14 protein-coding genes are annotated in these 15,626 nt (G+C 62.5%); 6 read left to right on the forward strand and 8 right to left on the reverse strand.

What is annotated here, in order from left to right; all coding sequences use genetic code 11:
- Positions 1–10 precede the first annotated feature (10 nt).
- From M8Q45_RS07085 to M8Q45_RS07105, 5 genes are read right to left on the reverse strand one after another with little or no spacing between them, the layout of a single operon-like run.
- Positions 11–1,033 (reverse strand): polysaccharide biosynthesis/export family protein, encoded by a 1,023-nt coding sequence (locus M8Q45_RS07085; protein WP_249874096.1) that lies wholly within the window; start codon positions 1,031–1,033, stop codon positions 11–13.
- A gap of 20 nt (positions 1,034–1,053) precedes the next feature.
- Entirely contained in the window at positions 1,054–1,698 is a 645-nt protein-coding gene (locus M8Q45_RS07090; RefSeq protein WP_249874097.1) for a CpsD/CapB family tyrosine-protein kinase, read from the reverse strand.
- Positions 1,699–2,445: a sugar transferase gene (locus M8Q45_RS07095; RefSeq protein WP_249874098.1), complete on the reverse strand. Its 747-nt coding sequence runs from the start codon at positions 2,443–2,445 to the stop codon at positions 1,699–1,701.
- Positions 2,442–3,500 carry an NAD-dependent epimerase gene (locus M8Q45_RS07100; protein ID WP_249874099.1) on the reverse strand — a complete coding sequence of 353 codons (1,059 nt, stop codon included), beginning with the start codon at positions 3,498–3,500 and terminating at the stop codon, positions 2,442–2,444. Before M8Q45_RS07100 ends, M8Q45_RS07095 begins: the two co-directional genes overlap by 4 nt.
- Positions 3,497–4,855, reverse strand: coding sequence for a UDP-glucose dehydrogenase family protein (locus tag M8Q45_RS07105; RefSeq protein WP_249874100.1), 1,359 nt, complete (start codon positions 4,853–4,855; stop codon positions 3,497–3,499). Before M8Q45_RS07105 ends, M8Q45_RS07100 begins: the two co-directional genes overlap by 4 nt.
- A 377-nt stretch (positions 4,856–5,232) precedes the next feature.
- On the opposite strand from M8Q45_RS07105, the gene M8Q45_RS07110 reads away from it, so the two are divergent.
- The 6 genes from M8Q45_RS07110 (at position 5,233) to M8Q45_RS07135 (ending at position 11,999) form a co-directional block, all read left to right on the forward strand.
- Positions 5,233–6,930 carry a sulfatase-like hydrolase/transferase gene (locus M8Q45_RS07110; protein ID WP_249874101.1) on the forward strand — a complete coding sequence of 566 codons (1,698 nt, stop codon included), beginning with the start codon at positions 5,233–5,235 and terminating at the stop codon, positions 6,928–6,930.
- 243 nt (positions 6,931–7,173) lie between these two features.
- Positions 7,174–7,842 carry an ABC transporter ATP-binding protein gene (locus M8Q45_RS07115; protein ID WP_249874102.1) on the forward strand — a complete coding sequence of 223 codons (669 nt, stop codon included), beginning with the start codon at positions 7,174–7,176 and terminating at the stop codon, positions 7,840–7,842.
- Complete coding sequence (locus tag M8Q45_RS07120; protein WP_249877280.1) at positions 7,839–10,310, forward strand: ABC transporter permease; 2,472 nt, start codon at positions 7,839–7,841, stop codon at positions 10,308–10,310. Before M8Q45_RS07115 ends, M8Q45_RS07120 begins: the two co-directional genes overlap by 4 nt.
- Complete coding sequence (locus M8Q45_RS07125; protein WP_249874103.1) at positions 10,300–11,370, forward strand: lipocalin-like domain-containing protein; 1,071 nt, start codon at positions 10,300–10,302, stop codon at positions 11,368–11,370. Before M8Q45_RS07120 ends, M8Q45_RS07125 begins: the two co-directional genes overlap by 11 nt.
- A gap of 65 nt (positions 11,371–11,435) precedes the next feature.
- Positions 11,436–11,678, forward strand: a complete 243-nt coding sequence (locus tag M8Q45_RS07130; RefSeq protein WP_249874104.1) for a hypothetical protein — start codon at positions 11,436–11,438, stop codon at positions 11,676–11,678.
- A 165-nt stretch (positions 11,679–11,843) separates the two neighbouring features.
- Entirely contained in the window at positions 11,844–11,999 is a 156-nt protein-coding gene (locus M8Q45_RS07135; protein ID WP_249874105.1) for a hypothetical protein, read from the forward strand.
- Positions 12,000–12,175: 176 nt separating this feature from the next.
- On the opposite strand, the gene M8Q45_RS07140 is transcribed toward M8Q45_RS07135, so the two are convergent.
- From M8Q45_RS07140 to M8Q45_RS07150, 3 genes are all read right to left on the reverse strand, one after another.
- Positions 12,176–12,694: an Hcp family type VI secretion system effector gene (locus M8Q45_RS07140; protein ID WP_030142096.1), complete on the reverse strand. Its 519-nt coding sequence runs from the start codon at positions 12,692–12,694 to the stop codon at positions 12,176–12,178.
- Between the two features lie 286 nt (positions 12,695–12,980).
- Entirely contained in the window at positions 12,981–14,357 is a 1,377-nt protein-coding gene (gene hglS / locus M8Q45_RS07145) for a 2-oxoadipate dioxygenase/decarboxylase HglS (protein ID WP_249874106.1), read from the reverse strand.
- Positions 14,358–14,516: 159 nt separating this feature from the next.
- Positions 14,517–15,446, reverse strand: a complete 930-nt coding sequence (locus tag M8Q45_RS07150; RefSeq protein ID WP_249874107.1) for an alpha/beta fold hydrolase — start codon at positions 15,444–15,446, stop codon at positions 14,517–14,519.
- Positions 15,447–15,626: the final 180 nt, after the last annotated feature.

Consider the following 15,626-nt stretch of genomic DNA (forward strand, 5'->3'; position numbering starts at 1 on the left):
TTCACCCGGGTCAGTTGCCGCTGCTATTGTTGTCGAGGTCGTAGCCGAAGCTGACGCCAACGCCCTGGAACAGCACCACGTCGGCCAGTTGCCGGGCCATTTCACCGGCTTTGGCCAGGCCGGTCTTGGGCACGAAAAGCATGTCTTCCGGTTGCAGGTAGGCGATCTGCGAGGCGTCACCGCTCAGGGCCTTCTCTACATCGTAGTGACGGGCTTCGACCTGATTGCCGTTGCGACGCATGATCACCACCGAATCGAGCCGGGCCTTGACGTTGGTGCCGCGGGCCAGGGTCAGCGCCTCGAGGACCGAGATGGGTCGGCGGATCGGGTAGGAACCGGGCTGGGCCACTTCACCGAGGACATAGATTTCGTTGCCGCCGGTGGACTTGAGCAGCACGTCCACCGTCATGTGGCCAGGCAGTTGGGCATAGCGCTCGTTGAGGAAGGTTTCCAGCTGGGTGACGGTCATGCCTTGCAACGGCACGGCACCGATTTCCGGGAAGCTGGCGTAGCCATCCCGGCCCACGATGATTTCCCGGCTCATGCCGGTGGCCGGGTGGGTCAGGGTATTGCGCAGGCTCGTCTCGCCGGACAGCGGGCTGGTCACCAAAACGCTCAATTGGTTGCGGTTGGGTTGGAACAGCATCTTCTGGTTGTAGACACGCTGTACTTCCAGGCGCGCCTCGTCGGTGGTCAGGCCGGCGACTTTCACCGAGGTGTTGGCGCCGGGCAGTTCAATAGTGCCGTCGGGCATCACCTGTTGCGTGCCGTTGAGCTGGCTGGCGGCGGTAAAGTTCAAGGCAACCTGGTCACCTGGCTGCACGCGATAAGCCTGGGAAGAGGTCGTGTCGATGTGAAAAATCACATCCAGGATATCCTGGGGTCTCAAGGTCTGTTCGACCTTGGGCATGTCGGTGGCCTGGGCGTTGGCCGGCGCGGCCGTGAGGATCTGCACCGGCATCGAGCGGGTATCGGTGGTGCTGGAGCAACCGGCAAGCGGCAGCAACAGCAGGACAAGTATTCTGGCGTTCATCTCGTCATCCTTTTGCAGGCTTAAAGGTTGTTGTAGAGCCATTTGGGCATGTAGTACTTGCGGCGGTTGAACACGCTGCCGACCACCTTCGCGCCAGCCTGGACCAAGCGCTGCCGCGCGGCCTGGGCGACTTCCCAACGGGTGTCTTCGCCGCGCACCACCAGCACCACGCCGTCCACCTGGGTGCTCATGACCAGGGTGTCGGTGGCCGAATACACCGCGTCGGCGTCGATCACCACGAAGCGGTACTGCGCCGCCAGTTGCCTGAACAACGGACGCAGTCGCTCGGGGCTCAGGCGCTCGGCGTTGTGTCCGAGGCGACCGTTGGGCAGCACATCGAAGGGCAGGCTGGAAACCTGCACCACGCAGTCCTGCAACAGGGGCGGGGCGAGGCTGTTGAACAGCAGGTCACTGAAGCCGCGCTCTTTTTGCAGCGACAGTTGTTGGCTGAGGTTATGCGGCGACTGGCTTGCATCCACCAGCAACACGCGACCGTTGCTCATCTGCGCCAGCTGGGCGGCCAGCGCCATCGCGCTGGTGCTCGTGCCGGTGCCGGTGTTGGCGGCCGTCATCAGAAGGATCCGCAGATCCGGGTCGAGCACGGTCGAGGTCAGGTTGGACTCGCTCGGGCTGGCTATGGTCAGGATATTCGTCGAACCGTCCATTTAACTCGCTCCGTGGCCGCTGAACACTTTGAAGGGGGTAATCATCAGGATCTTCAAATCCAACAGCAGGCTCTGCTCGGCGATGTAGCTGAGGTCCAGTTCCACGCGCTGGTCGAAGTCGATATTGCTGCGCCCGGAGATCTGCCACAGGCCGGTGAGGCCGGGGTAGATGCTCAGGCGCACAAGATGGTTGTCCTTGTAGCGATAGGCATTGAACGAGGTGGGCCGGGGGCCGACCAGGCGCATGTCGCCGGTCACTACGTTGATCAGGTTGGGCAGTTCGTCGAGGCTGCTGCGTCGCAGGAACCGGCCAATGGGGGTGATGCGCGGATCGTTGTCGATCTTGAAGTCGATGGCGTCGGCGCCGTGCTTGTTCAGGTGGCGCAACGACTCTTTCAGGGCTTCGGCGTCGGCGACCATGGTGCGGAATTTGTACATGCCAAACACGCGACCGCGATAACCGGTGCGTTTTTGCACGAACAGCACCGGGCCAGGGCTGGAAAACTTGACCAGCAATGCCAGGCCCAGCAGAACCGGGGCGAGCAGCACCAGCATCGCCAATGCGCCGAGGCAGGCCACCACCCGATTGGTCCGCGAGACCGTCCAGGGCCGACCGCCATCGCGACCGGTCAACCAGCCGCGACCCTGGCGGTGAATCGCCGCGTCCAGGCGTCGGCGGTGCTCGGGGTCGACACGTTTGTCGCGTCCGAAGGCGCTGATCGGGATGCCTTGTTCATGTCGGGTCATAGACTCCTCCGCTGAGATTCGGCCGCAAGCGGCGCGTGGACGATGGGGGGCGCGTAGTAACCGAGGAACCAGTCGACGAAGCGACCCAGGCCGTCGTCCAGTTCGATGCGCGGTTGGAAACCGGTGGCCCGGGCCAGGTCGCTGGCATCGGCGCAGGTGTTGAGCACGTCCCCCGGCTGCAGGGGCAGCAGCTCGATCCGGGCCGTGCGGCCCAGGTGTTTTTCCAGCAGCGCGACGTAGGTCCGCAGCGCCACCGGGTGCTGTCCGCCAATGTTGTAGAGGCACCATGGCGCCAGGCTGGTGGCCGGGTCTGGTTGCTCGCGATTCCAGTCCGGTGTGGCCTGGGGCGGGCGTTCGATCAGCCGGGCGATGCTTTCGACGATGTCGTCGATGTAGGTGAAGTCGCGTGCGTGCTCGCCGTGGTTGAACAGTTGCAACACCTGGTTTTCGGTGATGGCCTTGGCGAACTGGATCGGCGACATGTCCGGCCGGCCCCAGGGGCCGTACACGGTAAAAAACCGCAGGCCGGTGCAAGGGATGCCGAACAGGTGGCTGTAGCTGTGGGCCATCGATTCGTTGGCCTTTTTCGTCGCCGCGTACAACGACAACGGATGGTCCACGCCGTCCTGCACCGAATAGGGCGTGCGCTGGTTGGCGCCGTACACCGAGCTGGAAGAAGCGTAGATCAGGTGCTTGACCGGGTGATGGCGGCAGCTTTCGAGAATGTTCAGGAACCCGACGAGATTGCTGTCGACATAGGCGCGGGGATTCTCCAGCGAATAACGCACACCGGCCTGGGCGGCGAGGTGAATCACCACGTCCGGGCGACGGAACTGGAACAGTTCATCGATCGCCGACGCGTCGGTCAGGTCGATGTGCGCCAGTGGAAATTCCCCGACCTGGTCCTTCACCCACGCCACGCGGTCGTGCTTGAGTTGCGGGTCGTAGTAGTCGTTGAAATTGTCCAGCCCGCACACGTCGTGGCCGTCGCGCAGCAACCGCAGCACGCAATGGGCGCCGATGAAACCGGCCGCGCCGGTCACCAGGATGTTCACGCTTGTGGCCCCGGGATGCTGGGCACGGTGTGCCGCAGGCCGATGCCGCGATACAACAGCCCGGCAGCGGCGAGGTGCTCGGGGTTGTACAGGTTGCGGCCATCGATGATGACCCGCGCGCGCAGCTTGCCGGCCAGGAAATCGAAATCCACCACGCGGAAATTCTTCCATTCCGTGCAGATCACCAGGGCGTCGGCGTCTTCCAGCGTGTCATCGCGGGTCGCGCACAGGTTCAAGTCTTTGCGGTAGCCATACAGGCGCCGGCATTCGGACATGGCTTCCGGATCGTAGGCGTGGACTTTCGCGCCTTCGCGCCACAGCGCTTCCATCAGGTAGCGGCTGGGCGCTTCACGCATGTCGTCGGTGTTGGGCTTGAAGGCCAGGCCCCAGATGGCAATCGATTTGCCGGCCAATCCGCCCGGGAACTGCTGCGCCAGTTTTTCGAAAAGAATGTGCCGTTGGCTGTCGTTCACATCGGTGACGCTGCGCAGCAGGCGCAGGGGCATGCCGCTTTGCTCGGCGGTGTGCAACAACGCCCGAAGATCCTTGGGAAAGCACGAGCCGCCAAAGCCGCAGCCTGGATAAATGAAGTGATAGCCGATGCGTGGGTCCGAGCCGATGCCCTTGCGCACGGCCTCGATGTCGGCGCCCAGGCGTTCGGTAAGGTTCGCCAGCTCGTTCATGAAACTGATGCGGGTGGCGAGCATGGCGTTGGCGGCGTACTTGGTCAGCTCCGCGCTGCGGTTGTCCATGAACATCAGTTTTTCGTGGTTGCGGCAGAACGGCGCGTAGAGCTCGCTCATCTGATCGCGCGCCAGCTGATCGCTGGTGCCGATGATGATCCGGTCCGGGCGCATGCAATCGGCCAGGGCGCTGCCTTCCTTGAGAAATTCGGGGTTGGATACCACGCGCACGTTCAGCTGCTTCAGGCCACGCCGCGCCAACGCCTGCCGGGCACATTCGGCCACCTTGTCAGCCGTGCCGACCGGCACCGTGGACTTGATGATCAGGGTGCGATCGCTGTCCATGAAGTCGGCGATTTGCCGGGTGACCGCCAGCACATGGCTCAAGTCCGCCGAGCCGTCTTCATCGGCGGGTGTGCCGACGGCGATGAAGATCAGTTCGCCATGGTTCACCGCATCGCTGGCCTGGGAGCTGAACGACAGGCGTCCGGTCTTGATGTTGTCTTCGAGCAAGCCGGACAGTCCCGGCTCGCTGATCGGCGGTACCGCGTGCTGCAATTGACGGATCTTGTTCGGGTCGATGTCGACGCACAGGACGCGGTGCCCGACATCGGCCAGCGCCGCCGCCTGGATCAGACCTACATACCCCGTTCCAAATACGCTCACGTCCATCTTTCGCGCGCCTCGTAAACCGATTGATGTAACTCGGATGAAACTGTTTAGAGGGGTATAGCGCAGGTTCTGAAAAGCGTGTCAGCAAAATGACAGTTGTCAGTGTTGGCAAACTCGAGAGATTGGGGCTTTTTGATATCAAGTCATTGACAGACTTGGAGAAGTGCCGTTTTTAAAGGGTGATATCGTTGTTTAACGAGGCGATGAACGGTATCTATCCATAGTTTTTTATATTTTTTGGGTGTCAAAGGTGTCATTTTCGGGCTAACGTTTTTTTGACGCTCTAGCCGTTCGTCCAGTTTCTTGCGCTTTGAAAACCCGCTGCTAGTGTGCAGAAAACGAACCCTCCATTGCTGCGCGACGCCGTCGAGAAACCCATGACCCGATACCTCAAGGAAGTGCTGCTGGTGCTGTACCTTTTCCGGGGGCATGACTTGTACCTGGAACGTCTGGCGGCCCTGGGTTTTGGTTTTGCAACGGTGCTGTTTGGCGCGATGTTCCTGGCCTTGGTGCTGGCGCTATGGATGACCGCCTACATTCGCCCGGCGTTGGTCAGGCATCTGTTTGCCCTGGCGATGTTTGTCTCGGCGGTGTTCTTCGAGACGTACATGCGGGTGACCGACAGTTACCTGACCTACAGCCAGTTCGTCTCGCTGGTGTATTCCGGTGGTTTTATCCAGGAGGCGGCCTATCAATATCGCGAGGTCATCATCAGCGCGGTGGCCGGCGGTGTGTTGCTGTTGTTGGGCATCGCCCTCAAGCCGCGACGTCGGCTACCGCTGCCCGGCTACGTGCCGATCGTCGCGCCCGTGTTGGGCGTGCTGCTGCTCAGCGCTGTGCTGTTCGTGCGAGCGGGCGAGGGCGCGCGCGGCCTGCCGGTGATGTACACGCCGCTGGCCTATCTGAACCTGTTCATCTACGAGACGTTGCACAACACCGTCGGGCCTCGGGAGCCGGTCAGTCTCGCCCGGCAATCGTCTCCGATCGACCACGATATCGTGCTGATCATCGACGAAAGCATTGCCGGCAACTACCTCGACATCAACACCCCGTCCGGCATCTCCACTGGGCTGAAGACACCGCCACCCGGCGTCGACATCTTCAATTATGGCTACGCGGCGTCTGTTGCCAATTGCAGCGCCGACACCAACGTTACCCTGCGTTATGGCGGCACCCGAGGCGACTACGTGCGCATCAACAGCACACAACCGTCAATCTGGCAGTATGCCCACCAGGCCGGGTTGCGCACTGTCTACATCGACGCCCAGCGCACTGGCGGCAACCTGCAGAACCTGATGACCGAGCTGGAAAAAAAAGCGATCGATCAATTCGTCCAATTCGACCAGACCCGCGTACGCGACCGGGACATGGCGGCCGTGGCGAAGCTGGTCGAGTTGCTGGGCAACGACCGGGCCGAGCTGGTGGTGATCAACAAGGTCGGCGCGCATTTTCCAGTCCATGACAAATACCCCGATGACTTCATGACCTACCGTCCGGCCCTGCCACGCGGGCAGTTCCAAGACGTGAGCGACACCGGCAGCCGCGATGGTTTCAACGGCGAGAAAGGCGATTGGGCGCTCTACCGCAACGCTTACCAGAACACCTTGCTGTGGAACGTCGGCGAATTTTTCCAGCGGCTTTTCCGTGAAGGCAACCTCACGAACGCCGTGCTGATCTACACCTCCGACCACGGCCAGGACCTCCACGAACGCGGCAACCCCGGGCTCAACACTCACTGCGGCGGTGATCCAGTGGAGGAAGAAGGGCTGGTGCCGCTCGTCGTGATCCAGGGCAGCCAACTGCAGACGCTGGACTGGCGTAGCACCTTGGCACAGAACAAGGACCGCTCCAGCCACTACAACATCTTCCCGACGCTGCTGGAGTTGATGGGCTACGACCCGGCCGCGGTCATGGCCCACTATGGCAAGCCGTTGAGCCAACCGACCGAAGACGACTTCACCTTCAACTACCGCTTCAATGCCCGGCTGGGGGCCAAGCCGGCCTGGAAACATATCGACTTGGACAGCATCGTCACACCAGGGCCGGTGAAGACCGAAGTGGCGGCGGGGCAGTGAGGATCGACCCTGGTTGATCCAGCGCCATGACTGAAGGGACCGCGCACCACAGATCCCTTGTGGGAGCGAGCTTGCTCGCGATGAGGTCAGCCCATTCAAAATCTTCATCGACTGTCACACCGCCATCGCGAGCAAGCTCGCTCCCACAGTTGGACACTAGGCCAAGCATCTTTTTGGAACTCTCACAACCCTCGAACCTCCGCTATCCTGACGCCTTCGCCGATCTGTCCCCGAGTCTTGCCCATGCTGGAAGTCCGCAACGTCTTCAAAAGCTACGCCACCCCCCAAGGCCCGCTGCCCGTGTTGCAGGGCGTCGACCTCACGCTACCTCCCGGCAGCAGCCTGGCGCTGATGGGCGAATCGGGCAGCGGCAAGAGCACCTTGTTGCACCTGGTCGCCGGCCTGGACAAAGCCGACCGAGGCAGCATCCGCAGCGGCCGCTACCGGCTCGACGGCATGAGCGAACCCCAACTGGCGAATTGGCGACGCACGGAAATCGGCCTGGTGTTCCAGCAATTCAACCTGATCAGCAGCCTGTCGGTGGACGACAACCTCGCCTTCCAGGCGCGCCTGTGTGGGCGTTTCGATGCTGGCTGGCAGGCGCATCTGGTACAGCGGCTCGGGCTATCGGACCTGTTGCGGCGCTATCCCGAGCAACTTTCTGGCGGACAGCAACAACGGGTGGCGCTGGGGCGGGCGCTGGCTTCACGGCCGCCGTTGCTGTTGGCTGACGAGCCCACCGGGAGCCTCGACGAAGCCACCAGCGACGAAGTGCTGCGATTGTTGCTGGAATTGCTCGACGGCAGCCCCACCAGCCTGTTGATGGTCACCCACAGTCAACGGGTGGCGGCGCGCCTCGCGCATCGTGTGGTGCTGCAAGGCGGGCGTCTGGCACAGGCGGTCCAGGCCTGATGGTTTTTCGCCAGACGCTCAAGGCCCTGCTCAGCCACTGGCGACGACACCCGGTGCAATTCTTCAGTGTGCTGACCGGGCTCTGGCTCGCCACCAGCCTGCTCGTCGGCGTCCAGGCACTGAACAGCCAGGCTCGCGACAGCTACGCCCGGGCCAGTCAGTTGATCGGTGGCGAACCCCAGGCCAGCCTGAGCGCGCCGGGTGGCGGCACCTTCGCGCAGCAATGGTTTGTCGACCTGCGTCGCCAAGGCTGGCCCGTGTCGCCGGTGTTGCAGGCGCGGGTGACGCTCAAGGGGCACGAAGAGCAGCGGCTGCAAGTGATGGGTATCGACCCGGTGTCGCTGCCGCCGGGTTCGGCCGTGGCGGGGCAGGCCCGGGAAATCGATGAGGTGGTGGAGTTTTTCACCGGTGCCGGGCGTACCTGGATCGCCCCCTCGACCTTGCAAGCCCTGGAGCTGAAGGAGGGCGACAGGCCTCGCACCGTCGGCGACCAGGCCTTGCCGCCCTTGCATGTGCAACCCGACATGGCGCCGGGCGTGTTGTTGATGGACATCGGCTTCGCCCAGCAACTGCTGGGCTTGCCGGAGCAGGTTTCGCGATTGCTGCTGCCCGCCACGTTCACGGCCACTTTGCCCGAGGCATTCAACGGCCTGTTGCAATTCAAACACGCGGACGAGGAAAACAACCTGTCGCGCCTGACCGAAAGCTTCCATTTGAACCTCGACGCGCTGGGGTTCCTGTCGTTTGTGGTGGGGTTGTTCATCGTTCATGCGGCCATCGGCCTGGCATTGGAACAACGCCGCAGCCTGTTGCGGACCCTGCGGGCCTGCGGCATCAGCGCGCGGGTGCTGATTACCAGCCTGGCGCTGGAGCTGGGCGCGTTGGCCTTGTTGGGCGGCGTGGCTGGGGTGCTCAGTGGGTATTGGCTGGCGAGTCTGTTGCTGCCCGATGTGGCGGCGAGCCTGCGGGGCCTGTACGGCGCGGAAGTGCCCGGGCAATTGAACCTCAGCCCCTGGTGGTGGCTGGGCGGAATTGGGCTGGGCCTGCTCGGCGCGCTACTGGCCGGGGCCCAGAGCCTGTTGCGCGCAGCACGCCTGCCTCTGCTGGCACTGGCCAATCCCCAGGCCTGGCACCAGGCCCATGCGCGATGGCTGCGGCGCCAGGGCGCGGTGGCGACGTTGGCCGCGCTGATCGCCGCGTCCGTGCTGGTCTGGGGCGACAGCCTGGCGAGCGGTTTTGTCTTGATGACGGCATTGTTGCTGGGCGCGGCGCTGGCCTTGCCGGTGCTGCTCAATGGGGTGTTGAACCGGTTGTTGCGCGGCAGTCGTTCGGTGCTTGGGCAGTGGTTTCTCGCCGATTGCCGCCAGCAATTACCCACGCTGAGCCTGGCGCTGATGGCGTTGCTGCTGGCGTTGGCGGCGAACATCGGCGCCGGTAGCATGACCGGCGGTTTTCGCCAGACGTTCAGCGATTGGCTGGAGCAACGATTGACCGCCGAGTTGTACATCAGCCCGCAAACGCCTGCCCAGGCCGGCGAGCTGTACGCCTGGCTCAAGCAGCAACCGACGGTTACCGCCGTATTGCCCAACTGGCAGGTGTCGATTCCCTTGCAAGGCTGGCCGACGGATATTTTCGGCATTATCGACCATGCTTCCTACCGCCAGCACTGGCCGTTGCTGGAGTCGACCGACGGCCAAGCGTGGGAGCAACTGGCCGGCGCCGATACGCTGATGCTCAGCGAACAACTGGCCCGGCGCCTGAAGGTGCGGATCGGTGATCGATTGACCCTCCCGACCCCACAAGGCCCCTGGATGCCACGCATTGTCGGAATCTACGCCGACTACGGCAATCCCAAGGGCCACGTATTGATCAACGCGAAACACCTGCTGGCGCATTGGCCGCAGCTCACGCCGTATCGTTTCAACCTGCGCATCGAACCGTCGAAGATCCCGCCCTTACTGGCGGCGTTGCAGGATCGGTTCAACCTCGACGACAGCCGCATCGTCGATCAGGCCCGGCTCAAAGGCTGGTCGACCCAAGTGTTCGAGCGCACCTTTGCCGCCACCGCCGCGCTCAACAGCCTGACCCTGGCCGTGGCCGGGGTGGCGTTGTTCATCAGCCTGTTGACCCAGAGCCAGAGCCGCCTCGGTCAATTGGCACCGCTGTGGGCAGTGGGCGTCACGCGGCGGCAGTTGATGCTGCTCAACCTTGGCCAGACCTGGTTGCTGGCGCTGCTGACGTTGCTGTTGGCCGTGCCGCTGGGCATTGCCCTGGCCTGGTGCCTGGATGCGGTGATCAACGTGCAGGCCTTTGGCTGGCGCCTGCCGTTGCGGGTTTTTCCGCTGCAATTGGCGCAACTGCTGGCCTTGGCGATGCTCGCCACGCTGCTGGCATCGGCCTGGCCGCTGTACGCGCTGTACCGTACGCAGCCGACGGATTTGCTGAGGACGTTCGCCCATGAAGATTAGCGTCGGCCTGATGCTCCTTGCACTGCTTGCCGGTTGTGATGACTCGACGCCGCGGGAGAAGGGGTTTGCCGGTCTCGGCACCCACGCCGTTGCGTTCACGCCCGTGGTACCCGGGCGCGTGTTCAGCTTCCCAGCCGATCACGGTGTCCATGAAGGTTTCCGCATCGAATGGTGGTACATCACCGCTAATCTCAAGGACGCCGAAGGGCGAGATTTCGGTGTGCAGTGGACGTTGTTCCGCAGCGCCCAGGACCCTGCGGTGCAGGGCAGCGGCTGGCGCAACCAGACGATCTGGCTCGGCCACGCCGCCGTGACCTCCGCCAGCGTCCACCATGCCGCCGAGCGCTACGCCCGGGGCGGCGTCGGGCAGGCCGGGGTGCGGACTACGCCTTTCGATGCCTGGATCGATGATTGGCAATTGACGACTCAAGCCACTGGCAATGATCCCCTGGCGGCGATGCAACTCAAGGCGCGTGACGCACACTTCAAGTATGAACTGCAGCTCACATCGACGCGTCCGCTGGTTCTGCAAGGCGACCAGGGCTTCAGCCAGAAATCCGAGCAGGGCCAGGCGTCGTATTACTACAGCCAGCCGTTTTTCCAGGCTCGCGGTCATCTGGAAATCGATGGCCAGCGCTACGAAGTCAGCGGCCCGGCCTGGCTTGACCGTGAGTGGAGCAGCCAGCCGCTGACGGAAAACCAGACCGGGTGGGACTGGTTTTCGCTGCATCTGGAAAGCGGCGAACAGGTGATGCTCTATCGCATGCGCCACAAGGAGGGCGCACCCTATCTCACGGGAACCTGGATCGACGCCCAGGGCCAGGCGACGACATTGCATGCCGGCGAAATCAGCCTTGTAACGCTGGACACCGCCAAGGTCGAAGGGCGCGCGATGCCGGTGCGCTGGTCGGTCAAGATCCCCGGCAAGCAGCTCGACATCACCACCCGCGCCCTGAACCCCGGCGCCTGGATGAACCTGCGCATTCCCTACTGGGAAGGGCCGGTGCAACTGAGCGGCAGTCATGGCGGCAACGGCTATCTGGAAATGACAGGCTACTGAGAATCGCCGGAACTCCCTGTGTCCGTCGGCCCTCATAGCTTATGAATGCCTCGCGGGAGCCCTTCATGAGCGATGACCTCAAACCACCGTCGCTGGCCGATTGGCAGCGACTGTTCGACGACAAGGCTTATTTCCAGCAATCGCCCGACGCTCATTTCACCGAGCTGATGCGGTTGGCCAACGATCTGTTCGGCCGGGGAGAGATTGACCTGGACCGCTGGCAAGAACTGAAGACCAGGGCCGAGGAACTTCACCAGCGTTCGCCAGATGCCAACGTCGCAGCGGAAGTGGCGGACCCCGACGCCTGATTTTCTGACGGCCCTTTCGCGAGCAGGCTCGCTCCCACAGAAGCATGCATGCCAATGTGGGAGCGAGCCGGATCGCGAAAAAGACCACCCGGTCCTGGATCAAGACGCCATCGCCGCCATCCAATCCCGCGCCAATAGCAGGCGCTGCAGCTCAAGGAATTCACGATGAAACCGACGTCCGACCAAACCGAACACAACCCCGATAAGCCGGCCCTGCCCGGTGAAGTAGAGCGGGACAACGACGCGGCCAAGCGAGAGCAACGCCAAGGTCATCCTGGCGCGCAGGAAACCGATGCACAGAAAACGGCGCGGCGCGACTGAAGCTGCCGACGGGAGAGGGCAAGGGTCCTTGCCACAGGGTGTGAAGAATTATTTAAGTGGGGCTCACGGACATCCCGCGCAAGCTCCACTATTATTGTCTGCGTTCGCCCAGTGTCAGGCTCTTTACCAGTGCATGGAATGCCGAGGCCGTCGCACTGGGCGAACACCTGTGCGACTTAGCCGGCGACCGGTGAACGCCAGTCGTCGGAGCCCGACGTGCCGCTGACTTCATGAGTCCAGGTGATCTTGCGATACGTGAAGTGGACATCCTCCAGATGGGTGAAGTGGCTGTTGTTCGGGTCCTGGCAGTTGAGCATGTAGTCTTTCATGTCAACGATGATCGCGTCTTCCAGGGTGGTGGTGTAGTAGTGCTCCTGGGTGCCTGCGGCTGACGTGCGAAACCACTGGATCTCGACCTTGGTCAGGCGTTCGCCGCTGGTCAGGGCAGCGAGCAGAAGCGGCGAGGCCTTGTCGAAAACCTTGGTGATGACCAGTGGCTTGTGCACGCGCTGACCGGTCGGCTGGCCAGACTGGGCATCGCGCGGGATGATCACCTGATGCTCGAAGCCTTGCACCATGACCTGGTCTTCATGACCTTCCTGATAGGTGTTGCCCACCGAGTCGGCGGTAAACGCGCCGGCAGTGATCAGGCCTTGTTTGGTGCCTTCGATGGACATGTAAGCGGGGGTAGCCAATGGATGCTCTCCTTGCGGAATAATCTGAAAGCCCGGGTCGCGAATCGTCCCGAGGCTGCCTGAGTTATCAAGAGCTGTGCCATTCGCTAAAAAACATCTATAAATCAATGGGTTGATGAGGCGTTGCTGTCGAATCCGGCATCAAGCGCCGGACATTCACGCAATGGACTGCGCCGTGTATCCCCGTCGATTGCACACTGCGCTGGGGCGGCTGAAACGGCGACCAGCGCTGGATTGGAGCCAGCGCCCCCGTGCAACTTCTTGCGTCGCCTGGCTTTCGGCTTTTCTACGCACCCAATGCAGACATGCACTCATCGATGGAGCGCTGCTGTGTCGCGGCATACAGCGCCAACTCATCGATGGTTGATCGTCCCAGTGCGGTTTCGAATGCCTGCCGATTGGATTGTCCGGCGTAGTGGCTCTGGGCGGCATCGCCCAGGTTCGACTGGAAAATACCGGCGGCGCTGACCGGCAGGAAATCTTCGTACACCAAGGGCTCGGCGCGCAGGTATTGCTGTTCCAACAGGTGCTCCAGTGTGAGCGGTCTGGCCAATGTGCCCTTGGCGGCCAGGCCCTTCGGTGTCGGAAAGTAGCGGAAGTAGGCCAGTGCCTGCTGGCGTAACTCATCGAGGGTGTCCGGGAATTGGGCGAAATGTTCAGCCATCAACGCGTTGTAGCGTTGCGCGTTGGCTTCGTTGGGAAATTCCCCCAAGGCGTCCCGTGCGGCGTTGAGCAATTGATCGTACAGCGCACGACCTTTGGGCGTGAGGGCGGCGCCGCGTTGTTCGATCTCGCCGAAACGCGCGCTGTGGCTGCCCTTGGACTGAGGCGAGTCAGTAAACGCGACGGGTTCGTCGAGGGCCTTGAAGCTGGTCTGGCGCAGCAGGATCGGACACTGTCGGCGAGGTGGACCTTCGACCACGGCCTTCGGCGTGATGCCATGCCGCGGCATCTGGGCCTGGACGATGTCGATGTCCAGGGTGCGCGGCGTCAGGTGATTGATGTGTGGGCCCTTGAAGGCCACGACGTCGGCGATCAGCCGATGCTGGGCGCTGAGTTGTCGATATTGTTCGGCGGTGACCGTGGCGCTGTGGTGCCAGCGGAAAGTTTCCAATGCTTGCAGGACAAACTCGTCAGCCTGGTGCTCCGTCAGGCCACCCTGGCGCTCGGCCAGCTCAATGAGATCGAGGGCGTCGGCGGTGAAAATCTGCCGTTTGGCCAACACCGACTCGGCAAAGGTCCGAAGCTCGGTGTTTTCAATCAGCTCCAGGCGCAACAGCGAGGTGAAGACCCGGAACGGGCTTACTTGCAACGATGCCTCGTGAACAGCGCGAAATGCCGTGGAGTGCACCGGTACCCCGGCAGGCGTGAGGTCGTAATAGCCCACCGGCTCCATGCCCATCACCGCAAACAGGCGACCGAGCATCGCCAGCTCGGCGGCGGTGCCGACGCGGATCGCACCGTGGCGTTCCAGGTCCAGGCGCTCGAGCTCGCCGGTGCTGCGCAGGTGCCCGGCCAGTGATGAGTCGTTTGCAAGCACCCGGGCGTTGGTCTGTTCCACCAGGTTCATCAATGCACCGTACAGCGGCACCTCGTCGCGGTACATGTCGGACATCGCCCTGGAAAAGCGTTGGCGGATCAAGTCGGGGCTGACGAAGCTCATCGTAAGAATTCCTGGCGAGACTGTGGGAAAGTTGAACGAAAGATCGCAGCCTTCGCCAATGCCGGCAAACGAAGAATCTTCAGGACTTCATTCTGCCAGGGACTGATCCGAAGGCTCCCGCCGAAGACGTCGTCGCAAGCAATCAAGCCTGCCTTGTGTTCACTGCCCCAATCCCCTCAGGAAATCCCGATACAACGCCGCGGTTTTCCCAGGTTTTTCCACCATCGGCATATGGCCGACGCCGTCCCAGATTTCCACGCGCAGGTCGGCGATGCCCTTGCTCCAGACCGGCACGCTGCTGACGTCGATCAACCGATCCTTGCGCCCCCAAAGCAACAACGACGGCGCGCGGATGTCGGCAAGGCGGGGCTCCATCGGTGGGCTGGCGCGAAAGTCGACGAAAATTTCCGCCAGTTCCTCCCGGCGCTGTTCGTAACGCTCGGCCAGCGCCGCCAGCACCACGCTGGGCAACCAGGGCGGCGAGGCCATGGTCATGGCGTAGAACGGTGCGAAATCATCCCGCGAATACATCAGGAACGGGTTATGCCCAGCGGCCAGGTGGCGTTCCATGTCGCTGGGTTGGGGGGCGGTGACGCCCGCCGGGTCGATCAGCGCCAGGGTCAGCACGCGGTCGGGTGAGGTCGCCGCCAGCCACGCCGCGAGGTGGCCGCCCATGGAATTGCCGATCACATGGACCTTGTCCAGGCCGCAGGCATCGAGCAGCTCGATCACCCGTCGGGCCTGGGTCGGAATGTCATAGCCGCCGCCAGCCTTGAAGCCGGTTTCGCCATGGCCAGCCAGGTCGGGAATCACCACGCGGTATTGGCTGACGAAATGCCGGGCGAAGCGCAGCCAGAGGTTCTTGTCGGCGCTGTAGCCATGCAGCATCAGGATGCTGCCGGACGCTTCATAAGGGCCACCTTGCCAGGTCGATACCGTCATCTCGCTGATGGGCACCGTGATCTTGTGCAGCCGGTAAATCCGCGCTTCCAGGGCCATACCCAGGTCATACAGCACGTGGCCGATGCCCGGATACGTCAGCCAGCTCCAGGCGATGAACACGGCGAGGACCACCCACAACACCAGCATGTCGTTGCCCTCCATGGGTCACGTGAGATGTTGACGCGTCGGTATGAATCGACGGATCAAGGTAAGTGAAGCTGAAACCTCGGAATATCGCGATGTCAGGCAGGTGTCTGCTTTGATACGCGCTGTGTCGGACAACAATTCCCCCTCCTCATGTATAGCCAAGATATGCGAAGAACTACG

This window comes from Pseudomonas sp. T1.Ur (assembly GCF_023516725.1).
In the GTDB taxonomy this organism is placed as follows: domain Bacteria; phylum Pseudomonadota; class Gammaproteobacteria; order Pseudomonadales; family Pseudomonadaceae; genus Aquipseudomonas; species Aquipseudomonas alvandae.